The sequence below is a fragment of the Enterococcus sp. DIV1094 genome (genome assembly GCF_017316305.2).
GTDB classification, from domain to species: Bacteria; Bacillota; Bacilli; order Lactobacillales; family Enterococcaceae; genus Enterococcus_B; species Enterococcus_B mangumiae.
Map to the genome: position 1 here is coordinate 2,016,552 of NZ_CP147250.1, position 23,449 is coordinate 2,040,000.

At 38.9% G+C, this 23,449-nt stretch carries 24 protein-coding genes, 1 rRNA gene and 1 other RNA gene (1 of these 26 running past the window's edge); 19 read left to right on the plus strand and 7 right to left on the minus strand.

Going from position 1 to position 23,449, the window contains the following annotated elements:
• The first annotated feature begins 25 nt into the window (after positions 1-25).
• The 6 genes from DOK79_RS09605 to DOK79_RS09630 all read left to right on the plus strand — a co-directional run bounded on the left by DOK79_RS09605 (position 26) and on the right by DOK79_RS09630 (position 5,406).
• A complete protein-coding gene (locus tag DOK79_RS09605) occupies positions 26-394 on the plus strand; it encodes a PTS sugar transporter subunit IIB (RefSeq protein ID WP_206853293.1) in 369 nt (122 codons plus the stop codon).
• A gap of 671 nt (positions 395-1,065) precedes the next feature.
• Positions 1,066-1,746 carry a metal-dependent hydrolase gene (locus DOK79_RS09610; protein WP_206853291.1) on the plus strand — a complete coding sequence of 227 codons (681 nt, stop codon included), beginning with the start codon at positions 1,066-1,068 and terminating at the stop codon, positions 1,744-1,746.
• A gap of 9 nt (positions 1,747-1,755) precedes the next feature.
• The gene (locus DOK79_RS09615) at positions 1,756-3,087 is read left to right on the plus strand and encodes a DRTGG domain-containing protein (RefSeq protein WP_206853289.1); all 1,332 of its coding nucleotides are present in this window, start codon (positions 1,756-1,758) and stop codon (positions 3,085-3,087) included.
• A gap of 15 nt (positions 3,088-3,102) precedes the next feature.
• Positions 3,103-4,053 carry a DHH family phosphoesterase gene (locus DOK79_RS09620; protein WP_206853287.1) on the plus strand — a complete coding sequence of 317 codons (951 nt, stop codon included), beginning with the start codon at positions 3,103-3,105 and terminating at the stop codon, positions 4,051-4,053.
• Positions 4,054-4,282: 229 nt separating this feature from the next.
• A complete protein-coding gene (locus DOK79_RS09625) occupies positions 4,283-4,621 on the plus strand; it encodes a zinc ribbon domain-containing protein YjdM (RefSeq protein ID WP_206853286.1) in 339 nt (112 codons plus the stop codon).
• 77 nt (positions 4,622-4,698) lie between these two features.
• Positions 4,699-5,406, plus strand: coding sequence for a zinc metallopeptidase (locus DOK79_RS09630; RefSeq protein ID WP_206853284.1), 708 nt, complete (start codon positions 4,699-4,701; stop codon positions 5,404-5,406).
• A gap of 138 nt (positions 5,407-5,544) precedes the next feature.
• On the opposite strand, the gene DOK79_RS09635 is transcribed toward DOK79_RS09630, so the two are convergent.
• The 3 genes from DOK79_RS09635 to DOK79_RS09645 form a co-directional block, all read right to left on the minus strand.
• Entirely contained in the window at positions 5,545-6,840 is a 1,296-nt protein-coding gene (locus tag DOK79_RS09635; RefSeq protein WP_206859623.1) for an ISL3 family transposase, read from the minus strand.
• Positions 6,841-7,032: 192 nt separating this feature from the next.
• On the minus strand, positions 7,033-7,923 hold the full coding sequence (locus DOK79_RS09640) for a hypothetical protein (RefSeq protein ID WP_339091911.1): 891 nt from the start codon (positions 7,921-7,923) through the stop codon (positions 7,033-7,035).
• A gap of 6 nt (positions 7,924-7,929) precedes the next feature.
• Entirely contained in the window at positions 7,930-8,508 is a 579-nt protein-coding gene (locus DOK79_RS09645) for a helix-turn-helix domain-containing protein (RefSeq protein WP_242543343.1), read from the minus strand.
• A gap of 469 nt (positions 8,509-8,977) precedes the next feature.
• Here DOK79_RS09645 and DOK79_RS09650 point away from each other — a divergent pair, with 469 nt between their 5' ends.
• Complete coding sequence (locus tag DOK79_RS09650) at positions 8,978-9,523, plus strand: TetR/AcrR family transcriptional regulator (protein WP_206859018.1); 546 nt, start codon at positions 8,978-8,980, stop codon at positions 9,521-9,523.
• Between the two features lie 233 nt (positions 9,524-9,756).
• Positions 9,757-10,092, plus strand: a complete 336-nt coding sequence (locus DOK79_RS09655; RefSeq protein WP_206858993.1) for a hypothetical protein — start codon at positions 9,757-9,759, stop codon at positions 10,090-10,092.
• A 308-nt stretch (positions 10,093-10,400) separates the two neighbouring features.
• On the opposite strand, the gene DOK79_RS09660 is transcribed toward DOK79_RS09655, so the two are convergent.
• Positions 10,401-11,252 carry a helix-turn-helix domain-containing protein gene (locus tag DOK79_RS09660; RefSeq protein ID WP_206858994.1) on the minus strand — a complete coding sequence of 284 codons (852 nt, stop codon included), beginning with the start codon at positions 11,250-11,252 and terminating at the stop codon, positions 10,401-10,403.
• 168 nt (positions 11,253-11,420) lie between these two features.
• Between DOK79_RS09660 and tadA the strand changes: the two genes are divergently transcribed.
• The 6 genes from tadA to DOK79_RS09690 all read left to right on the plus strand — a co-directional run bounded on the left by tadA (position 11,421) and on the right by DOK79_RS09690 (position 15,691).
• Complete coding sequence (gene tadA / locus DOK79_RS09665) at positions 11,421-11,876, plus strand: tRNA adenosine(34) deaminase TadA (protein ID WP_206859019.1); 456 nt, start codon at positions 11,421-11,423, stop codon at positions 11,874-11,876.
• Positions 11,877-11,911: 35 nt separating this feature from the next.
• Positions 11,912-12,008: signal recognition particle sRNA small type (gene ffs, locus DOK79_RS09670), an RNA gene on the plus strand.
• A gap of 160 nt (positions 12,009-12,168) precedes the next feature.
• On the plus strand, positions 12,169-13,575 hold the full coding sequence (locus DOK79_RS09675) for a bifunctional metallophosphatase/5'-nucleotidase (protein ID WP_206858996.1): 1,407 nt from the start codon (positions 12,169-12,171) through the stop codon (positions 13,573-13,575).
• Positions 13,576-13,586: 11 nt separating this feature from the next.
• On the plus strand, positions 13,587-14,270 hold the full coding sequence (locus DOK79_RS09680) for a YutD family protein (protein WP_206858997.1): 684 nt from the start codon (positions 13,587-13,589) through the stop codon (positions 14,268-14,270).
• Between the two features lie 4 nt (positions 14,271-14,274).
• A complete protein-coding gene (locus tag DOK79_RS09685; RefSeq protein ID WP_206858998.1) occupies positions 14,275-15,039 on the plus strand; it encodes a TIGR01457 family HAD-type hydrolase in 765 nt (254 codons plus the stop codon).
• 4 nt (positions 15,040-15,043) lie between these two features.
• Complete coding sequence (locus tag DOK79_RS09690) at positions 15,044-15,691, plus strand: TIGR01906 family membrane protein (protein WP_206858999.1); 648 nt, start codon at positions 15,044-15,046, stop codon at positions 15,689-15,691.
• Positions 15,692-15,774: 83 nt separating this feature from the next.
• Here DOK79_RS09690 and DOK79_RS09695 read toward each other — a convergent pair whose 3' ends face one another.
• Positions 15,775-16,284 (minus strand): phosphatidylglycerophosphatase A family protein, encoded by a 510-nt coding sequence (locus tag DOK79_RS09695; RefSeq protein WP_206859001.1) that lies wholly within the window; start codon positions 16,282-16,284, stop codon positions 15,775-15,777.
• Between the two features lie 96 nt (positions 16,285-16,380).
• Positions 16,381-17,379, minus strand: coding sequence for an NAD(P)/FAD-dependent oxidoreductase (locus tag DOK79_RS09700; RefSeq protein WP_206859003.1), 999 nt, complete (start codon positions 17,377-17,379; stop codon positions 16,381-16,383).
• A gap of 192 nt (positions 17,380-17,571) precedes the next feature.
• On the opposite strand from DOK79_RS09700, the gene DOK79_RS09705 reads away from it, so the two are divergent.
• The gene (locus tag DOK79_RS09705) at positions 17,572-18,684 is read left to right on the plus strand and encodes an SLC13 family permease (protein WP_206859004.1); all 1,113 of its coding nucleotides are present in this window, start codon (positions 17,572-17,574) and stop codon (positions 18,682-18,684) included.
• Between the two features lie 49 nt (positions 18,685-18,733).
• On the plus strand, positions 18,734-19,318 hold the full coding sequence (locus DOK79_RS09710) for a peptidylprolyl isomerase (protein ID WP_206859010.1): 585 nt from the start codon (positions 18,734-18,736) through the stop codon (positions 19,316-19,318).
• 155 nt (positions 19,319-19,473) lie between these two features.
• Here the strand turns inward: DOK79_RS09710 and DOK79_RS09715 are convergent, their stop codons facing one another.
• Positions 19,474-20,643 (minus strand): MalY/PatB family protein, encoded by a 1,170-nt coding sequence (locus DOK79_RS09715; protein WP_206859011.1) that lies wholly within the window; start codon positions 20,641-20,643, stop codon positions 19,474-19,476.
• A gap of 90 nt (positions 20,644-20,733) precedes the next feature.
• On the opposite strand from DOK79_RS09715, the gene DOK79_RS09720 reads away from it, so the two are divergent.
• The 3 genes from DOK79_RS09720 to DOK79_RS09730 all read left to right on the plus strand — a co-directional run.
• Positions 20,734-21,114: a CvfD/Ygs/GSP13 family RNA-binding post-transcriptional regulator gene (locus DOK79_RS09720; RefSeq protein ID WP_206859016.1), complete on the plus strand. Its 381-nt coding sequence runs from the start codon at positions 20,734-20,736 to the stop codon at positions 21,112-21,114.
• 72 nt (positions 21,115-21,186) lie between these two features.
• Complete coding sequence (locus tag DOK79_RS09725) at positions 21,187-21,549, plus strand: hypothetical protein (RefSeq protein ID WP_206859017.1); 363 nt, start codon at positions 21,187-21,189, stop codon at positions 21,547-21,549.
• 792 nt (positions 21,550-22,341) lie between these two features.
• A 16S ribosomal RNA gene (locus DOK79_RS09730) occupies positions 22,342-23,449 on the plus strand (it continues 452 nt past the right edge of the window).

Below are 23,449 nucleotides of genomic sequence, written 5' to 3' on the forward strand. Positions count from 1 at the left end.
AGAATGAAAGCTGGAGGGGATAACAATGAAAAAAGAAACTGAATGTCTGGGTGAGCAAAAGAAAGAAAAGCAGATCATACTATTTGGTTTGACGTCGATGAGTGCAGATAGCACGTTTTATACCAACCTGTTAGTGACTAAAATGAACAATCTAGCAAAAAAGCAACAGTTACTCGTACAGGTTGAAATGCACAGTATTTCTAAATTGGATGAGTTTGCTAAGGCTGCCGATATCATCCTGTTATCTCCAGAACTGTCTTCGATGAAAGAAAAGATCATGGAAGAGTATCCTGCTAAGGTTATCCAAGTGATAGACAAGCAAGAATATGGTCTGTTCAATGCTGAAAAGATATTAAAAAAATTGCTTATTTTAGAAGATGATCAAAGGATTTAGCTGCGAAAAATAAGAAGAGCCCTAGAAAGTTGCGTGTTCAAGTTTTCTAGGGCTCTTTCTTATGATTTTAAGAGTGGGCTACGATTTGATTTAGGAAGAATAGAATGACTGCTATCATGCCCTTTTATTGCTTTTACCAGTTCTGACGATATCCCAAATGTCGTAGATGATAAAGACAATTGATAAAAACGTGAACGTAGCATTTAAAAAAATGATTGCTGATGAAGTGAAGGTAAAAATTTATAATACAAATAATGTATACGATCAATCGAATGACAGTGAATGTTTTTGAATGATATTTTTCCAAAGCGCTCCTCCTAGATTTTTAGATAGTTATATTACATCAGCTACTCAACTTTTGATTATAGATTTAATGGTATTTCTCTTTTATTTTATTGTCAAACGAAAGATTATAACAAAATATTGGTTAGTAAGTTTGTTTCTTTTAGTAAAGTAACAGATGACCATTTGGACTTGGTCAGTTCATCATGAAAAACATAGACAAAATACTTGCTAACCTAGAGAGGCATTAGAAAATTCATGCCCACTTGTTACTTGGTACAACCTGTGTTATCTGTTACAATAAAGTCGGATATACTGTACTACTAAATGTGTGAATGATCGAACCGAAATTGAGAGAGTTAGTGACTAAAATGTTGAGGAGTGAGAAGATGAAAATTACTTATCACGGACATTCTTGTATTTCTCTAGAGATGCAAAATGGCCAACAAGTGCTGATAGATCCATTTATTACTGGCAATCCTATGACTGATTTAAAGGTGGATGACGTCAAGGCGGACTGGATACTGGTCACCCATGGACATAGCGATCATATTGGGGACATGTTACCGATTGCGAAAAATAATCAGGCGACTATTGTTAGTATTGTCGAAATCGCTAACTATGCACAACAACAAGGAGCAAACTCTTTTGGGATGAATATTGGCGGCAAGCGTGAGTTTCCATTTGGCACGGTCAAATTTGTCCACGCTCAACATAGCTCAAGTCTTGAGATCGATGGTATCCCACGTTATATGGGAGAGCCAAGTGGTATCCTGATACAAGCAGAGGGGAAAACGATTTATCATGCGGGGGATACCGCCGATTTTAGTGATCTGGCGCTCTTAGGGGAACAGTTTACGATCGATGTAGCCTTTTTACCGATTGGCGATAACTATACAATGGGGCCTGAGGATGCGGCTCGTGCAGCGAAGCGAGTAAAAGCCAAGAAAGTGGTGCCGATCCATTACAATACCTTCCCTGTAATTGAACAAGATCCGCAAGTATTCATCGATTTATTAACAGACAACGAAGGAAAAATAATGAGCGTTTCTGAAACGCTGGAAGTGTAGGGGAAAGAGATGGCAACAAAACATGATCTGATTTTAGAATATATCGAAAGCCTGCCTGTGGGGAATCGAATATCGGTCCGGAGTATTGCGAAAGAATTGAATGTCAGCGAGGGGACGGCTTACCGAGCAATCAAAGATGCTGAAAACATCGGTCTGGTCTCAACGATCCAACGAGTGGGGACTATTCGGATCGAACGCAAGTTGAAGAAAAACATCGAACGTTTGACATTCGGCGAAGTCGTACGGATCATTGAAGGTGATGTCTTAGGCGGTTCGGTCGGCTTAGATAAAGTACTGAATAAATTTGTCATCGGTGCGATGACGGAACACGCCATGGAACGCTACATCACTCCTGGTTCATTGATGATCGTCGGTAACCGTACCGAAGTGCAAAAGTTAGCTCTTGAAGATGGCGCAGCGGTATTGATCACAGGTGGTTTTGATACGACGCCTGAGATTGCGCAATTAGCCGATCAGTTGGCTATGCCGATTTTACGTACGACTTATGATACGTTTACCGTAGCTACAATGATCAACCGAGCGCTTAGCGATCAACTGATCAAAAAAGATATCATGCTCGTTGGAGACATTTATTTGACGACTCAGAAAACACATTACTTGTTACAGTCTGACACGGTAGCCGACTATCAACGGATCTCAGAAGAAACGCAACATTCCCGTTTTCCGGTAGTCAATCATCATATGCGTTTAATGGGGATCATTACTGCAAAAGACGTCGTAGGAAAAGCGCCGACCCAAGTGATTGATCGTGTGATGACGAAAGACCCGATCAGTGTTAAGAAGACGATGAGTGTCGCTTCTGTCGGTCACCAAATGATCTGGGATGGCTTAGAAGTCATGCCTGTTGTTTCTGATGATTTGACCTTGGAAGGGTTGATTACACGACAAGATGTGATGAAGGCGATGCAACTGGTACAACGCCAACCGCAAATCGCTGATACGATCTCTGATCAGATTTCTGGAGGAATCCAAACGATCGATACAGATCGTGAGGGAAACCGCTTGGCTACCCCTAAGTTCAAATTTGAAGTTTCTCCACAAATGGTGACGGGAGTTGGAACGATTTCTTTTGGGGTATTAAGTGAGATCATCTCAGATGTTGCCCAAAAAACAATGATCATGAACCAACGCCGAAATATTTTGTTAGAGCAAATGAATCTGCATTACCTTCGTTTGATCCAGATCGAAAGTGAGCTAGATATTCGACCAAGAGTGTTAGAAATCGGTCGAAGATCTGCTAAACTTGATATAGAAGTGTTTATTGAAAATACGATCGTGGCTAAAGCCATTGTCGTCTGCCAAGTGATGGAACGTTCGTAGAGAGTAGGAAAGAAAATGACTATACAAGAAATGATTTTGAATGAAATCAAAAAATATCAAAAAATCGTGATTCACCGCCACCAAAGACCTGATCCAGATGCTTTAGGGTCACAAGTCGGATTGGCCGAATTATTACGTAACAGTTTTCCAGATAAAGACATTCGCCAAGTTGGAAAAGACGTGGAAGGGTTGCTTTATTTAACAGAAATGCAAGAAATCGACGATGCTTTTTACAAAGGTGCATTAGTCATTGTCACAGATACAGCAAATGCACCACGAATCGATGATAAGCGTTACTCGTTAGGCGAAAAGGTGATCAAAATCGATCATCACCCGAACGACGAACCTTATGGAGATTTGCTTTGGGTGGACACGAAAGCCAGCAGTTGTAGTGAAATGATTGCAGAATTTGCTTTGATGTTTCCTGATGATTTGAATATGAACAGTGAATCTGCCCGTTTATTGTATGCAGGAATCGTTGGAGATACAGGAAGATTTTTATACCCTTCAACCACAGGTCGCACATTAGAAATTGCGGCAGTTTTAAGAAACTACTCGTTCGATGCGAGCCAACTGAATCGTGAAATCGAGCAGATCACTATGAAAGTAGCAAAATTATCCGGTTGTGTCTATCAGACGATCGAAGTCGATGAAACAGGCGCCGGAAAAGTGATCTTGTCACAAGAGTTATTAGGAAAGTATGGCATTGATGATTCAGAGACCGCTTCTGTTGTCTCTTTACCAGGTGTCATTGATGAAGTGTTAGCTTGGGCAATTTTTGTGGAGCAACCAGAAGGCTATTATCGTGTCCGCTTACGTTCAAAAGGCCCAGTGATCAATGAGATCGCAAAACGACATCATGGTGGCGGGCATCCTTTGGCGAGTGGCGCAAATGCTCGTGATCTTGAAGAAGTGGCAGAGATCTACAAGGAAATACAAGTTGCGTGTAGCAATTATTCGCGATAAAGATCAGCTAAAAGTCAGCTCTAAGTAGTAAAGAGAAACTTGAAAAAATCATTCAAGTTCTAGTTCACTACTTGGAGTTGATTGCCTTTTTACAGGTGTCTGTGAGACGACAAACAATGTCAAGAAATCAAGGCAGTCAAACAATGATTGCCAATACCAGCTTACTCTTTTCAAACTGTTATTTTTCCGTTATAATATTGCTCAATAACGAACAAAAAGGAGAAACAACATGACAGTACCAAATTGCCCAGTATGTGGCTCAGAATATGCGTATGAAGATCGAGGATTATTGATTTGTCCTGAATGTGGCAATGAATGGACCCCTTCAGAAGAATCAGAAACAGAAGCAGAAGGTTTGGTCGTTCTCGATGCAAATGGGAATCGTTTAGCCGACGGTGATCGCGTGACCGTTATCAAAGATTTAAAAGTGAAAGGTGCATCTTCACCAATCAAACAAGGCACAAAAGTGAAGAATATCCGTTTAGTTGAAGGCGACCATAATATCGATTGCAAGATCGACGGGTTTGGTCCGATGAAGCTGAAATCAGAATTTGTTAAAAAAGGATAAATTATTCAAAGTCTTTTCACAATTTTTTTACTAGATCAATGATAAAATAGATGTAATGAGGAAAGGGTGAAACGATAATGTATGGATATGGTTTATATGGTTTTTTAGATCCAACGTTTCTTTTAGTTATTGCTGGATTAGCTATCTCTGGGATCGCTTCTGCGTACGTCAACAGTACCTTTCGTAAATACGATAAAATCAGAAGCACAAACAATGTGACAGGGACACAAGCTGCACAGTTCATCTTACAAAGTCAAAAAATCAATAATGTAGGCGTTCAACAAATTGCCGGTGATTTGACAGACAATTATAACTCAGGCAATAAAACATTGAGTTTGTCGCAAGCTACTGCACAATCAACGTCAGTTGCTGCCATCGGTGTGGCTGCCCATGAGTGTGGGCATGCAGTCCAAGATGCTGTAGGATATGCTCCTTTGAAAATCAGAGCATCTCTAGTGCCTGTTGCCAATTTTGGCTCGATGATTTCATTTCCGCTTATTATGGTGGGCGTATTGCTTAGTTGGAATGCAACATTGATCAATATCGGGATCTTTGCCTTTTCATTGGCACTTTTATTTCAACTTGTTACGCTACCAGTAGAATTCAATGCGTCAAGAAGAGCCATCCAAATTTTAAGTGAAGGTGGCTTGCTGACAGAAGAAGAGGTACCAATGGCAAAACATGTGCTATTTGCGGCTGCCTTGACCTACGTTGCAGCAGCGCCATCTACTTTCTTGCAATTACTACGATTGATTTTGATCTTCGGTGGTAATCGCCGAGACTAGAGGAAATGAATAAAAGTGAGTGACAGCCATTTGCGCTGATCCACTCACTTTTTTGGCTCTTTGTCAATAAGGACTGATGAGTGCAATCAAGTGAAATCCGGAAGAAGAAGTGAACACTTCTTCTCCGGATTTTCTTCGTTATTTGACGTGAATGACTTGATTCGTCAAAAAGATTCGGATGCGCATGTTCTCAAATGATTTAAAGCCATAAGACACTCGTTTGAGTGTTTTGATGTGGGTGTTTTTTGCTTCAATTTTCCCATTAGAGTAAGGATAAATCAAAGAATGACGAATCCCTTCTTCATAGCTCAGAAGATTTTGTAGTTTTAGCCGAAATTCTTTATCTAATGTTTCTGGTAACTGATGCAAGAGAGTGAAAAATGACTCGTGGTCTTTGTCACGAAAGGCATCCGCTAGTTCATGGAACGCTTGATAGGCGACTTTCAAGGCAGTTGAAGCACTTAATAAACGGTCAAGCACCATGGCTTCTGTCAGGTAAGGATACTTTGGGGCACGAAAGCTACGCCAAGTTTTATATTCTGTGTGGTTGATATTCTTCCGATTTTTGGTGAGTAAGCGCCAATGGCTTTTTAATTTCCTTGGCATTGTCCGATTGCCCGAAGCAATCAGGCGTTTCATTTCACGGACACGAAAATCTTGGAACGCTTGATTCATGTGTTTGATCACATGAAAACGATCAATGACCAGTTTGGCATGAGGAAATACTTTTTTTGTTAGTTGAAAATACGCCGCATTCATATCAGTAACTAAATAGTCGACGTCAGATGGATTCACACATGTCTGGAAATAAGTGGTCAACCGAGACAATTTTCGAGTGGGTAAGATATCAACTAATTGCCCGGTTTCCCCATCGGCACAAATAAAACTCATCTTATCTTCTGAGGATACATGGGAACGAAATTCATCGACCATCAATACTTTGGGCAGGTGGCGCTTGGCTTGTTTTGGTAAATAGGTTTTTAACGACTTCAAAATACGCGTCACCGTTGGAATAGACACCTGGCAATGCTTTGCGATAAAAGATAAGGAGACCTTTTCGGTGAGTAAAGCAATGATTTTCATTTTTACATGCTCGGCAATCGAATGATTTGGCCGAACAAAATAGCTTTGGGCTGTCCAATGGGTATGGCAGTTTCTACAGTGATAACGTTGTTTCTTCAGCCGCATGATTAGCGGTAAATGGTTGAATTGATCGAAACGAATGCAGGTCATTTTCTTGCCATTTTTGACAATGACCGTTTTCCCCTTCGAATCTCTCACGGCAGAGCCACAAGTCAAACAAGCAGAAGTAGGAGGAGCTAACACTGCGTCAATAACTAAAGTATTGGTTTGATGGAACGTTTCGTAAGAAACATCTTGGATGGTTAAATATTTATCTGTTAATCGGAGCATTTTTTTGATAGAATTTTCCATAGAGCATATCGTCCTCTCAGTTGTTTATTTTGTGGTGATTTAATCATACTAGAGAACGATATGTTTTTTAATACCCAAAAAGAAAAAGTGGACTGACGAATCAGAATTGATTCATCAGTCCACTTTATTATAGAGCCACTTTTTTTATTTTGGAGAACCTTTTTATTTAGGAGAATCGGCTAGCTGTGATGATCAGATCATCTTATTGACATAGAGCTGTTGGATCTTTGTGACGAGATCCACCCATAAATCTTTTTCTTTATTAGGATCAAGATAAAAGATTTTACTGGTCTGATGAAACTTATCAAACCAATCAGTCACGATCAAATCTGCCTGTTCGGGATTTTCAGTCAAACGGATCATTTTTTCATCAAACACTTGTCGTAACCGATTTTGGATATAATAATTCCCCGTAAGTGTTTTATTCATTTGTACATAGATCAATAATTTTTCATTTGTTTCCGATTGTAAAAGGTTATAGACCAAGCCGCTCAAATAATAAACGATCAACGCGTTTTTTGGATGATCATGGAAAACTTCCGAGATGATCTGCTTGATTTGTTGTATTTGTTGATTTGATTCATCGATCTCAAGTGCTGATTTAGGGAAGTGCAACGAGTAGAAAAACGGGGTCGTATGCCCTAACATCAAAATGGAAACCAAAGAAAGCATCAAATAATAATTATAGAAAAACCTTTTTTCAGAAGAAGAGATCACCGGAAAAACTTGAGCTAGCTCTTTTGTTAACAAGGTGATCTGATTACATAGACGATTTCGTTTATTCGTCAACATGTAACCAATCAAACTTTTCTGCTGACTAGAGATGAGATTCGGAAAAAAACAATAGATCAAAAAATTAAAATGTAAGAGTTCATCAATTGCAGTTTCTTGCGGTAAAAGTTTAAACAAATGGTGTTTAAAACTACCAGAAACATCTTGAGCCTGCTGCAATAATTCTAAAATATCATAGACCTCATTGGATTCAGGCATGATCAAAGCAGATTGTTGCGTACGAAGTGTGAAAATAGCAATCAACAAATAGAGATTTTCTTGATATTTCAACGAATGTTTTGAAACGAGCAATTTTTTTTATAATCGCTTCTCTCTTTTTAATTGACTCAATTTAAATTTATCAAACGGCCATTCCAATCCTTGGAATGCGTCAGATAAAATAAAAAATAGATAGAGCCGGATAAATAATTCATTTCCTTTGAACAAGTAACAGCCGTGGGACGAAACAATCTCGATCTCGAAATCTTGAAGTGTCTCATTCAATTGGCGTGTTAATTTTTCTAGATAAGAGGGCGATATGTACAGTTGTTCCAGTAAATATTTTTTTGGAACATACGTTTTTGGATAATTGACCATAAGTAATAAGTAGTTGAAACGGTTGGACTCTTTTAAATAAAGAAGTTTGATCTTATGATAAATCATCATTTTTATTTCTTGGTAGTCATCGCTTATCGTTATTTCCCCTTTATGTGTAGAGGAGATAAAGGAAGAGGTATTCAATTGCTGTTCAATCGTCGTATTCAATTTTCGGATCAATTCTTTGATCGTCCGTTTAGGAATAGCTAATTCATCTGCCAGTTCTTTCAACGTACATTGACTTTTTTGCGAAATCGTATAGAGGACTAATAACTCTTTCTTTTTAGCGTCGATTAACATAATGGACTCCTTTCTTACAATTGCTGTACCGATAGTGACATAAAATGTGAGTGGAAAGTGTTTTCAATGTATGATATTCTCACATAGTAATAGATTTTGATTATATAACTTGTTATTTTAAGAAATAATAATTAGTTATCTATTCTATTGTTTATTTCTTTGCTTATTTTGTCAAGTTGGAATCATTCAAATAAACTTGATTATAGTGATATATCGTTATTTAATTGATGTTTTTGTTATTTTTAAACTTTGATTTTTGGCGAAGTATTAGGTAAATCAAGCTTCTATTACAAAGGGACATATTTTAACCCCCAAAATATGTTATTATCGTTATTTTTTTATCAAAACTTGTTTCTTCATGGTTTACATAAGTTTTTCCTACTGTGAAATGCGCTGGAGAGTAGGGGAAAATTAAAGACAGAATCATTGCCGGATATGAAAGAGATAATCGGAAAGGATGGATGGTTTCGTGGGAAGAGTGACGAACTTTAGTAAAGAGTATTTACTATTCAAGAGCATGGTATATGCTGAAGAAAATGGGTTATCGACAATTACAGCAAGAAGTTTAGCTTCTTTTTGTGGATGTTCTACTTACCCGATCTATGCACATTTTAAATCAATCCGTATTTTAAAAGAAAAAATTATCGAAGAGATTACGATCTGTTTTGATCGATACTTAGCAGAATATGTCATTGACGATTTTTTTAGTATCGTTCATTTATTAAAGGAATTTTTCTCGATTCATGAGAGTATCAGAGGGGTAGTCATCAAATCTGAATTAGATATGGCCTCCTTGTTCAAACGTACCTTCTCAGAATTTGTTAGAGAGCATACGGGGATCAAAGAAGCTTATTTACTCGAACTACTTTGGTTGAACGCATTAGGAAGTTTGAATTCAGACAAGTCTTCAAAAGAATTTTTCGAAACAATGACGTTGATTTGGAATAAATTAGCAGAGTTAGAAGACGATTTGCCTGAAATGCTAACAAATATCCAATATGCTCCGATTGGTTGATGTTGGTTAAAGCATCTCTTAAACAGAGATGCTTTTTTTAGAACAAAAAATACTGGTATCGGTAATCGTCGAACAGCTAACTGATATAAAACGGCAACCCTGACAATCAAAATAAGACACAATTTACTTTTTGTATCATTTTTTGTCCTTTCAGCGATAGGCGCCATAGCAATTAGTTCGCTTATCTTTTTTACTGTGATATGATTGTGATAGATAAAAAGGAGCTGATAATTATGAAAACATCAACAAAAGTAACGATTGGATTAAGTGTCGCAGCAGCAGCAAGTGTCGCAACAGCTGTGGTTGTTTCTGGTAAAGTGATCGAGAAAATCCATCATTTAAGTAACCGTACAAAAGTAAAAAAATTCGTGTACGACAAATTTGATGGAAATGAAAAGTTATTAGATGTCGTTGACCATTTATCAGATAGCGATTTAGATTCATTGATGGGAATGTTAGCAAAGATAAAATCTGGCAAAAAGAAAATTTCTGTCTATGGTGATTCCATCAAAGACTCAACAGAGGATGCAAAAGGCCGTCTGATGTCACTCGTTGAAAAAATGATGTAAAAACTAGTTTCATTCAATTGATCGATTGATTATACAAAGGCACAAGCAGCAATGAAGGTTGCTGCTTGTGCCTTTTTTAAACGCATCACGACCGAGATATCAATGCGAGTATCAATATTCTGAACGAAGGACTGCGAATAAAAGACTTGGTTTAGATACAAATAAGAACCGTAGGAACTACGGAGATCGCTTGGTCAATAAGAGAAACCGCTGTGAGTAAAGAAATACGCTTACAAGTATGATCTCTTCCCAAGAAACTCCCACTTCAAGCGTTAAGAACCGTTAGGGTTAGCTAAGTGGCGAGTAGTTCACGTGTGTAACAAAAGAAGATAACAAAAGAGTAAATCATCCGCTTTTTTTAAATTAAAGCCTGTTTGTTCGTCAAATTTTTCAATCCGATATTGCAGGGTGTTCCGATGCATGAATAGCTGTTTAGCAGCTGAACTGATATTTCCGAAATTTTTCCAAAGTTCAATGATGATCTCTTCCATTTTAAATCCTCGGATTATTTCTTGATACTCGTTGGTGAGTTGGCTAGAAGTGACTAGCTCTTTAGTATAGTAATATAAGGCAAGTTCTTGAATAGAGGTCGTTTGATCGGAGACCTGTATCTGCGTTTGTTTGTTCAAAAAAATCTTTCGCTCTTCATCAAACATGGCGGTTAGATTTTGTCCAGATGTGTGGAATGAACCCACAAATGCTTGTGTCGTCAGATCAAAATCGACATCAAGAGATAAAAAGATGCCTTTTAGATCCGCAGTATTCAAATAATTGGGGTGTTTTCTTTCAATGATCAACCCATCTGTTTCCGTATAGAGAAAAAAATCAAGTGCTTCCGGAAAGAGTTCAGCGATCGTTTCTTGCCACTCTTTTTGTAAAAACTCTGCTCTTTTTTCAAGATGTAACTGGATGATCCGGCAACTTTCTTCAGATACGTACGCCTGCTCCTCAAATAAATAATGAAACCAAGGATGATTTTCTAATGAATAGGTTGTTTGGAATAACGCTTTCAAAAGATTCTCTTCTTGAGCAGACAAAGAGTTCTTGTCGATCCATAAAAAATAGTCTTCCACAATTAGAGAAAGAATGTGCTCATCAGGAGAAGGTGCATTCTTTTTTTGTGCATTTGGATACAATCCAAGTAACTTTTCTGTGTTCATACGCTTCACCTCATCCATTAGTTTACCATAGGACAGGGCTATAAGGAAAAACTCTTTGTGCTTCTCTTAAAAGCCAGTTATACTATTTTGGACAGGTAGAATGAGTAAATCTAAAAAAAGGTAGGATTACAGGTGGAAGAAACAGGACAACGAACCAAAATAGAATGGATGCGTGTGGCGATCGAAGAAGCAAAAAAAGCAGAAGCTCTGGCAGAAGTACCGATTGGTGCCATCGTCGTCCATGAAGGTCAGATCATCGGGCGGGGACATAATTTAAGAGAGACAACGCAAAATGCCACGACCCATGCGGAGATGATAGCGATCCAAGAAGCATGTGAGGCGATAGGAAGTTGGCGTTTAGGAGAGACACAATTATATGTCACGTTAGAGCCTTGCCCGATGTGTAGTGGTGCTATGATTCTTTCCCGAGTAAAAGAAGTTTACTTTGGCGCCTTTGATCCAAAAGGAGGAACCGCCGGAACGTTGATGAATTTACTCGAAGATGAGCGTTTCAATCATCAAGCTTATGTAGAGGGTGGTATTTTAGAAGAAGAATGTGGGGAACTTTTATCAGCGTTTTTTAGGAATTTACGCGCGAAAAAAAAGAAATCAAAAAAGGACTAGCCAAAGATAACGAAATGCGGTATACTATTCTTTGCCGAAAGGCTAGGACAATGGTGGGCTTGTGAAGCGTGTCAGATCCGGAAGGAAGCAGCACTAAGCAGGTGCCGCCATGTGTCTGATTGATTTGAAGTCAATAAGCCTATGAGGGCTTATTTTTTTGCTTTTAAGCGAGTTGAAGGTGTTTGGATTTTTGTAAAAAAGTCTGAGCATCTTCTTTTTTATGCAAAAACTTTCCATGTGGACAAAGCGCAACGCTATGGTATGATGAAAAAAAGCGAGGTGGATCTAAACAATGGAAGAAATCGTTCTTTTACACACGAATGACTTGCATTCTCATCTTGAAAATTGGCCAAGGATCAGACGATACCTTGAGCAAAAAAAACGTGAAAATGAGAAAAAAAGCAACACAACAACAATTACGGTAGATCTCGGAGATTTTGTTGATCGCTGGCATCCTCTATCAGAAGCGACAAATGGTCATGCGAATGTTGAACTAATGAATGCAGTCGGATATGACGCAGCAACGATAGGTAATAATGAAGGTGTGGGCAATTCAAAAAATGAATTGAATCATTTATATGACCATGCAAACTTCGATGTGCTGCTCAGCAACTTATTCGATAAGAATACCTTGCAACCTCCTGAGTGGACAAAACCGTATAAAATCATCGAAACCGAGCAAGGAACAAAAGTCGGTTTGATCGCTTTTACTGCGCCGTTCCCATTGACTTATAGTCCAAATGGTTGGGATATCCGTCAGCCTTATGACCTCTTGCCTGAACTAGTTGAGCAATTGCGTCCGCAAGTAGACGTTCTTGTTTTGATGAGCCATTTAGGCATCCAAGATGACTTACAAATTGCTAAAGAGATTCCTGCAATCAATGTGATTTTAGGGTCACATACGCATCATCTTTTTATTGATGGGAAAGTTGTCAATGAGGTCCAATTAGCCGCTGCCGGAAAATTTGGACAATATGTTGGAGAAGTGCATCTTACAGTGGAAAATAAAAAAATCATCGCGCACTATGCCAAAGCGATTGCGACAGAGTCAATGACAGCATTTTTGGAAGATGAAGAAGAAATCACTGGTTATCTTCAACAAGGACATGCACTTTTGGCACAAAAGAAAGTCGCTGATCTCCCATTTGACTTATCGCTTGATCCGTTTGCTGAACATTCCTTTATCCAAATTGCGTTAGAAGCAGTGAAAGAAAGAGGAAACACAGAAGCAGCGTTTTTAAATAGTGGGTTGTTTTTGAACAGCATACCCAAAGGTCTGGTCGATCAAGATCAACTCCATAGTGCGTTGCCTCATCCGATGCATTTGATCAACGTCACGTTGAAAGGATCGGATATGATTCGTTTAGTGTTAGAAATCGAAAAAAGCCGACTCTTTTTAAGAAATTTCCCCATTAAAGGGATGGGATTTCGTGGACGTATATTTGGCGAGATCCTCTATAGCGGAATCACTTATGATCCGGTCAATCGAGCGGTTCTTTGGAAAAACAAACCGATTGAGGGAGAAAAGAGCTATACCGTTACTACGGTGGACCATTTGATGTTTGTTCCTTTTTTCCCAACGATTGAAATTGTCGGACAGGTCGAGTTTTTGTTCCCTGAATTTATCCGTACAGTAGTGGGAGACTACCTAAATGCTCACTACCCAACCAATGAAAAAGAAGGTATAATAGAGGAATAGGTGGTGAAAGCATGTCGACGAAACAAAATAAACAACATACTAGTGACAAAAAAGAGAGTCAAAAAACGGCCGATCAATCAAACGAACAAACAGTGACTGAAGAAGTGACGGCGGTTTTAGAAGAAATAATCGAAGAAACGAAACCTGAGAAAATCAAAGGAGAAATCGTCACATTGACAGATGAAACGAATCTTTTGATCGGTGATCGACCTTATCGCATCGTCATGGATTATCGAGAGGGTTTCAATGCTGAGAAGCTTGGTGAAAGATATAGCGAAGTGCTTTCCAGATACGACTACATCGTAGGAGACTGGGGCTATGAACAGCTACGTTTGAAAGGCTTTTTTGATGCCACGAATCGACGTGCTCACCCAGATCAGCGAATCGATGCATTAGAAGATTATTTATACGAATATTGTAATTTTGGTTGTGCGTATTTTGTCATTGAACGAGTTGGCGGGAAAAAAGAAAAAAATACCCAACGACGTAAAAAGAAAAAAAATCAAAATCGCAACAATCAAGCGCACATCGATGAGAAAAAAGCACCAGTTGAATCGATGCGTAAACAACCTGTAATCAAAAATCGTAAACCAGCAAGCAATAAAACAACAACAAAAACAACTGAAAAAGCGGCAGAACGTCCAACAAAATCAACTTCTAAGAAAAATTTTACTATTAGACAAAGGGAAGAATGATCCTATGAATTATAAAGGCTATTTGATCGATTTAGACGGAACGATTTATCGAGGAACAGAACCGATCCCCGCAGGTAAACGCTTTGTCGAGCAGTTACAAGAAAAGGGACTTCCCTTTTTATTCGTAACCAATAATACAACGAAAACACCTGAAACAGTGGCACATCGTTTAGCAACAGAGTTTGATATCCATGTGTCACCAGAAACAATCTATACTGCTTCTTTAGCGACGATCGATTTCATGAAATCAGACGCGAAAGGCAATAAAGTGTTCGTAATCGGCGAAGCTGGCTTGACGGATTTGATCTTGGATGCGGGCTTTGTTTGGGAAGAAGAGCAGCCAGACTATGTCGTAGTAGGGTTAGACAATCACTTGACCTACGAAAAAGTAGTGACAGCAACGTTAGCGATCCAAAAAGGAGCAACGTTTATCGGTACGAATCCTGATAAGAACATTCCAACAGAAAGAGGATTGTTACCTGGGGCAGGTTCCGTTGTGTCCTTTGTAGAAACAGCGACACAAAAGACGCCTATCTATATCGGAAAACCAGAAGCAATCATCATGGATAAAGCGGTGGAGATTTTAGGGTTGAACAAAGAAGAAGTCATCATGGTAGGAGATAATTATGAGACAGATATCCAAGCGGGGATTCGTAATGGAATCGATACACTGCTTGTACTATCAGGTTTTACTAAAGAAGAAGACTTGTCACATCTGCCAACTCCTGCGACTTTCGTCATGCAATCTCTAGATGAATGGAGTTTCTAAACGAATGAAAAACAAACGATGGCAATGGGTGGAATATGCAGGGTTTGTTAGTTTGTTCCTGACATTGATCACTTTAGCAATTACACTAACGATCAATTTTCGGCCACTTTATGTGTTTGATATCGGACATCTGAATATTTTAGAATACACCTCGTTGGATCAGGCCACATTACTCAAAAATTATGATCAGTTGATGATGTATTTAAATAATCCTTTTGAACAAGTCTTGGCACTTCCAGACTTTCCCATGTCAGCGAGTGGCTTACATCATTTTTATGAAGTAAAGTTATTATTCATGGTCAATTATGCGGTATTACTGCTTACGTTGATTCCTAGCGGCTTGTTTCTTCGTCAACTGAAGAAAGATCAACGCTTGTGGCGATTGATTCGTCCGTTTCAAATCGGCATGATCGTACCATTTGTTTTTGGTTTTTTCATGCTGATCGGCTTTGATCGTTTTTTCATTGTGTTTCACGAAACATTTTTCAACAATGATGATTGGTTGTTCGATCCTCGGACAGACCCCATTATCAATGTCTTACCTGAGCAATACTTCATGCATTGCTTCATTTTGTTTTTCGTGCTGATTGAATTACTATTCGCTTTGATGGTATTCATAGGCAAAAGAGAACTGAAAAAAGGCAAGAGTTAAGAAAGTGTGATAAGCACACAGGATTTGATATAGAAAAAGCATCCATAAAAATCGCAGAAGGATTTTATGGATGCTTTTTTTGTTTATTGAGTCAAACGACTCCGTTTTTCAGGTTCTTGGTGGGCCAAACGGCTTGCAGCAGACGCGGCAATCGCTCCTACGATGTCATCTAAAAATGTATGAACGTTTTTGCCGTCGTGACTATTTAGTTGTTTTAAGATCCCTGGTTTTACTTTGTCGATGTAACCGTAATTGGTAAAACCGATTGTTCCATAGACGTTGACGATCGATAAGGCTAAAATCTCATCGATCCCATATAACCCTTCATCATCTTCAATGATATGTTGTAGCGGGGCCATCAATTGCTTTTGTTCTGCCAAGATATCTAATTGAATACCTGTAATGATCGCATTATGGACTTCGCGTTTTGTTAAAACTGCGTTAATACTTTCCGCACAATCCTCTAAGCTCAAATCTGAGATATAATCTTTTTGCAAAAACATCACTAATTCAGCGATATCTTCGATCGTGACTCCACGTTGTTTTAGGAGATCTCTGGCTTTTTCTTCTAACGTTTCTGTTTTTATGACCATTTTTTGATTCCTCCGTATCTTCTTTCTATCTATATATAATGGTAACGTAGTACGTATAAAAAGCAAGAATCAATTTTTCTATCGACAATAGACAAGTTAATTTGTTCCAAATGTTTTATCATAAAGACTAGTACTATGACCAGGTTGTGTACGTTCCTTGGGATTGATAAAGTGCAACGCATTATTGACAGCAGTCGGTGCTTCCCCAAATCCTGTGGCAATCAATTTGACTTTTCCTTCATAGCTGCAAATATCCCCAGCAGCATAAACACCAGGAATAGAAGTGGACATATCAGAATGGACAGTGATCGCATTTCTTGAACTTTCAAGTCCCCAAGAAGATAAATGCTCTAAATTGGAAGTGAATCCATAGTTGACGATCAATGAATCGATCATAAGGTCAATGGTTTCATCGGTTCTGGCTTTTTTAAGGCGAATATCTGTCAATTCACCATTTGAACCGGATAATTCCTCAATCAAATAGGGCGTTAATACATTGACGGATGATTGATTCAATTGGTTGACGCTATGTTCATGGGCTCTAAAAGCTTCTCTTCGATGAATCAAATACACTTCACTCGCAATCGGTTCAAGCATCAATGCCCAGTCGATCGCTGAATCACCGCCGCCGGCAATGGCAACTTTCTTCCCTGCATATTTCATCAAGTCGTTCACAAAATAATCTAATCCGTGGTTTTCATAAATATCCGCATTTTCTAAATTCAGCTTTCTCGGTTGGAATGAGCCACTTCCTAGTGTCAGGATCACTGCTTTTGAATAGTGGATTCCTTTTGTAGTTGTGATCTCGATGATATCATCTTCTCTGGAAAGTGAAATCACTTCTTCATTTAAATGAAATGTATGATTAAAAGTGGTCAATTGTTTTTTTAGATTATTGACAAGATCAACCGCTTTGATTGCTGGATAACCAGGAATGTCATAAATATATTTTTCAGGGTATAAGGTAGTTAATTGTCCGCCAAGTTGCGGCAAACTATCAATAATATTGGTTTTCGCTTGACGCATGCCAGCATAAAAAGCTGCGAACATGCCAACAGGTCCTGCACCAATAATCGTAATATCGTAAATTTCCATTTTTGAAATTCCTCCTTGGTGACACTATAACAGAATTTAATTGAGAATTCTTCTCAAATAGCCTGATTATGGGACAAGAATTCCTTGAAAAATATGCGTAGTTATCTGAACTGTAGCTTATTTACTTTCAATATTAACTAAATAGAGTTATTTTACTAGTACTAAATGTTTAAATCTAAGAGGTAGAATTTTATGATAAAAAGAATAACCAGCTATGCAAGGAAAGATGGAATATTAACCCTGTCTTTTCTATTAGCAATCGGGACGATGTTTCTCATTCCGCCGTCCCTCAACTATCTTTCCTATATTGACTTTCACACATTGATCCTTCTTTTTTGTTTGATGTTGATCGTCGAAGGAATCCGCCAACAACAATTTTTTGACTTTCTAGGCAATTATTTGATCAAAAAGACAAAAACTACAAGAGACATCCTCTTGATTTTAGTCTTTCTCCCATTTATCAGCAGTATGTTGATCACGAATGATGTGGCACTGATCATTTTTGTCCCATTTGGTCTATTGATAGCAGAAATGGTTGGACTGGTTGCGATGCTGCCGGTCATCGTTACGTTGATGACGATCGCCGGTAATTTAGGCAGTATGTTCACGCCAATCGGTAATCCACAAAATCTATATTTATTTGCACAATCTCATCTGCAATTAGTCGGATTTTTACAGTTGATGTTACCCTATACATTGGCTGCAGCTTTCTTGTTGGTTGTATCGATCTTAGTAAGAGTCAAAAAAAGGACAATTGATTTGGCGGATACGGAAGAGATAATTGTAAAAAGGTCGCAACTCATTTTTTATTTTGCTCTATTTTTCACCTGTCTTCTGGCAGTCAGTGGGGTGATCCCGCATTATGTCGTATTGCTCTTAGTCAGTGCATGTGTTCTTGTCAATGATCGCAGACTGTTCAAACAAATCGATTATTCCTTATTGTTTACGTTTATTTTCTTCTTTATCTTTATTGGGAATATCAAACAAGTTGATATGATCCAAGCTTTGTTTGAAAAAAGTATTGCGCATCATGAAGTCAGTGCAAGCATTTTTGCAAGTCAATTGATCAGTAATGTTCCTGCGGCAATCCTATTATCAAGCTATACGGAAAATATCAAGGCGTTGATCATTGGTACGAACTTAGGAGGTTTAGGAACATTGATTGCTTCGATGGCAAGTCTGATCTCCTATAAAATAATCATCAAGCAATACCCACAATGGCGAAGTAAATATTTATTGATCTTCACGTTCTACAACAGTATTTTTTTGATTTTCTTGTGGCTCATCTTTACCGTATATCAATAGAATATGTTATGATTACACATGAAGACAGAATATTTAGGAGGAAGAAAATATGGCATTTCCACAACTTGATCTAGCAAATGAAAAGGGGCCTAAAGCCCTTATAAAAACGAATCGTGGGGATATTACAGTAAAACTATTTCCCGAGTTGGCACCTAAAACAGTCCAAAACTTTGTTGAATTGGCAAAAAAAGGGTATTATGACGGCGTGATCTTCCATCGCGTGATTCCTGATTTTATGATTCAAGGAGGCGACCCGACCGGTACAGGCATGGGCGGCGAAAGCATTTACGGTGAAAGCTTTGAAGATGAGTTCAGTCGTGAATTGTTCAATCTACGCGGCGCATTGTCAATGGCTAACTCTGGTCCAAATACAAATGGAAGCCAATTCTTTATTGTTAATAATACGAACGTGCCAGAAAATATGCTTAGTCAATTAGAAGGCGCAGGATTCCCGAACGAAATCATTGAAGCGTACAAAAATGGTGGGACTCCATGGCTTGATTTCCGTCATACAGTCTTTGGACATGTACTTGAAGGAATGGATACGGTTGATGACATCGCAAATGCACAACGCGGACCACAAGATCGTCCAGTACATGATGTAGTGATCGAAACGATCGAGATTTCTGAATAGAATCATTTTTTTAAGAGCGGATAACGAATGAAAGAAGCACCGAAACGCCTGAAGCTTTTCCAGCTTTTGGTGTTCGGTGCTTCTTTTTTAACTTAGAGAATAACAGATGACAACAGGTGTGAGATTCTTGCGTTCAATGAATAGGTTCATCTTTTTCAGTCAATAAATGAACGTTTGATACGTAAAAGTCCTTCTCTCAACACTGATTTCGGACAAGCGACATTCAAGCGCATATGACTATGGCCGCTTGGCCCAAAACTGATTCCAGGGTTTAAGACAACTTTGCCTTTTTTGATGAGTTGTTTTTCAAGGAGACGATCATCCTGTGTATACGCAGAAAAATCAAGCCACATCAGATACGTTCCTTCTGGTTTCATCACTTCGACATCAGGCAGGTGTTCTGCAAAAAAAGTGATAACCTCCTCGACATTTTCTTCTAAATATACGAGTAACTCTTTCAACCATTCCTCTCCAGTTTCGTAAGCAGCCTGAGTACCTAATAAGCCGAAAGTATTGATTCCTTGATGTTGATTCTTTTCTAGTTGCTTTATAAACCGATTTTTTAAATCAGGATCTTTAATAAAGACCATTGAATTTTTTATTGCGGCTAGATTAAACGTCTTAGTTGCAGAAGTAAAGGTGATCAACAATCTGGAAAGCGTAGGATCGATCGTTTGCATCGACGTGAATTCATGTCCGGAAAAGACAATATCTTGATGGATCTCATCACTAAATAAGAAGACGTCGTACTTTAAGCATAGATCACTTAATTGTTTGAGTTCCTTTTTAGTCCAAACACGGCCTCCTGGGTTATGTGGATTACATAAAATAATTGCTTTTATTTTTTTTGAAATGATTTTTTCTTCCATGTCTTGAAAATCCATCTCAAAATGTCCAGCTCTTTTATTCAAAGAACTTCGGATCAGCTGACGCTCGTTTTTTTCGACGATTGCGCCAAAAGGTGGATAAACCGGATCGTGGATCAAAACCGCATCACCTGGGGCTGTAAATGCTTGGAGCGCCATTGAAAGACTAACCAAGACACCGCTGGTAAAAAGAACGTCGTTTTTTGTCAGTGTCACATGGTGGTGCTTCTGCTCCCAATCGACCACAGAGCGGTAAAGACCGTCCGGTACGATCGAATAACCGAAAATCCCTTTTTGTAGATAATTTTCAAAGGCGTCAATGACTCCTTGGGGTGCAAGAAAATCCATGTCCGCTACCCATAACGGTAAAAGGTCATCCATATGATATGTTTGCGAAATGGCATCCCACTTCACGCTATCTGTATTTTTTCTTGAAATGAACTCGTCAAAGTGATCCATCTATAAAACCTCCTATTTCATGTGCAAGAACAGAACTTCTTTTTTTTGAATATTTACAGTATAATGATAAATGCGAAGAGAGGGAAGTATATGACTTATAAAATAGGCGAAATAATCAAAGGGAAAATTACTGGAATACAACCATATGGCGCATTTGTTTCACTCGATGAAGAAACGCAGGGGTTGATCCACGTATCAGAAGTGCAATCTGGTTATACAAAAAGTATTCATACATTATTGAAAGTGGGACAACCGGTGACTGTGCAAATCATTGATATTGATGAGTATTCGAAAAAAATCAGTCTGTCGTTACGTACCCTAGAAAAGAAAGTACCTTCGATCCCATATCGGAGAAAACGTTACTTTACGAATAAAAATAAAAAAATAGGTTTTGCGACGATTGAAAAGCAGTTACCCATATGGATCAAAGAAGCCTTAGTCGAACTTGATCAAAAAGAATCTAGGAAATAAAAAGTGTATTTTTTCTGAAAATATGCTAAAATTCTCTTGTAAGCCATAAACAAGTTGATCGAGGTGGAAATTTTGGCAAACAAAAGAGTCGCTGGTACAATTATGTTGCATTTGGAGGATGGATCTAAAAAATTTTTAGTTCATTCAATAGAGAATAAATTAGAGTTCGCATTCGCAGACCACTCAAATGATAAGACTGGTTTGGCAAATATACTTAGTTTTTTGAAAGAAATCGTTCATATTGACGTGAGTAAAATAAACTTGATGGAGTTGACGAATACTCATATCAATCAAGAAAATGTTCCGCTGTTCGTTTTTGAAACAGAACAGAAAAATCAACAAGAACAGTTAGGCGAAGGTTATCATTGGGAAGATCCAGGACAAATGCGTACGGTACTAGGGATTTATGAAGTAGATGGCGTACCGATCTTTTAACCAAAAGACGAGTAATAGGTGATCATTTTTGATAACAAGCATGACTTTCAGAGAAGTTTGAATTTCTTTCAAACTTCTTTTTTTGTCACTTTTTTTAATAAGTAATGGTTGAATGTTCAGGATTTAGTGGGTTTTCATCTGAATATGAGAAGAAAATAGTGGAATAAGAAGATAACCCGAACAATCTAAAAATATTTGAAAACCTTCTCTTTTTATAAGGCGAAAATAACTATTGACGACTGATAGGTGGCATGGTAAATTAGACAACGTTGATTCGGAAATATGTTCTTTTGAAAATGTTCAGAAAAACATCAAAAAACTATTGACCATCGGGAGAACCCGTGTTAATATAACTGAGTTGACTTGTTAGTCGATTTTTTAGAAGCTGATACAAAAGAGTTTTTAGCATATAAAGGTATTGACAAATAACAAACGATAAGTTATGATAAGTGAGTTGCTAAAACGACCTCGTGAAAAACGAGTTCAAAAAACTTTTAAAAAATAGTTGACAATCATCCGAGAGTTTGCTAAGATATAAAAGTTGCTACGGCAATCACAAACGATGAATTGAAGCAGTTGTGTTTCATTTATCACGTAGACCTTTGAAAACTGAACAAAGTAAGACAAACCAAATGTGTAGGGCGTCTTGATTCAATTCAAGACAACAAACATTTTTAACAAGCAAGCAATATGCTAGCAAACAAATTGAGCTTAACAAATGAACTATTATGATGTTCGAAAGTAAATTTCGAACTACAGTTCCACATCAGCTATTGCTGTGAGGAACTAGCATATTATGAGAGTTTGATCCTGGCTCAGGACGAACGCTGGCGGCGTGCCTAATACATGCAAGTCGAACGCTTCTTTTTCCACCGGAGCTTACTCCATCGGGAAAAGAGGAGTGGCGAACGGGTGAGTAACACGTGGGTAACCTGCCCATCAGAAGGGGATAACACTTGGAAACAGGTGCTAATACCGTATAACAATCGAAACCGCATGGTTTCGGTTTGAAAGGCGCTTTACGGTGCCGCTGATGGATGGACCCGCGGTGCATTAGCTAGTTGGTGAGGTAACGGCTCACCAAGGCCACGATGCATAGCCGACCTGAGAGGGTGATCGGCCACATTGGGACTGAGACACGGCCCAAACTCCTACGGGAGGCAGCAGTAGGGAATCTTCGGCAATGGACGAAAGTCTGACCGAGCAACGCCGCGTGAGTGAAGAAGGTTTTCGGATCGTAAAACTCTGTTGTTAGAGAAGAACAAGGGTGAGAGTAACTGTTCACCCCTTGACGGTATCTAACCAGAAAGCCACGGCTAACTACGTGCCAGCAGCCGCGGTAATACGTAGGTGGCAAGCGTTGTCCGGATTTATTGGGCGTAAAGCGAGCGCAGGCGGTTTCTTAAGTCTGATGTGAAAGCCCCCGGCTCAACCGGGGAGGGTCATTGGAAACTGGGAGACTTGAGTGCAGAAGAGGAGAGTGGAATTCCATGTGTAGCGGTGAAATGCGTAGATATATGGAGGAACACCAGTGGCGAAGGCGGCTCTCTGGTCTGTAACTGACGCTGAGGCTCGAAAGCGTGGGGAGCAAACAGGATTAGATACCCTGGTAGTCCACGCCGTAAACGATGAGTGCTAAGTGTTGGAGGGTTTCCGCCCTTCAGTGCTGCAGCTAACGCATTAAGCACTCCGCCTGGGGAGTACGACCGCAAGGTTGAAACTCAAAGGAATTGACGGGGGCCCGCACAAGCGGTGGAGCATGTGGTTTAATTCGAAGCAACGCGAAGAACCTTACCAGGTCTTGACATCCTTTGACCACTCTAGAGATAGAGCTTCCCCTTCGGGGGCAAAGTGACAGGTGGTGCATGGTTGTCGTCAGCTCGTGTCGTGAGATGTTGGG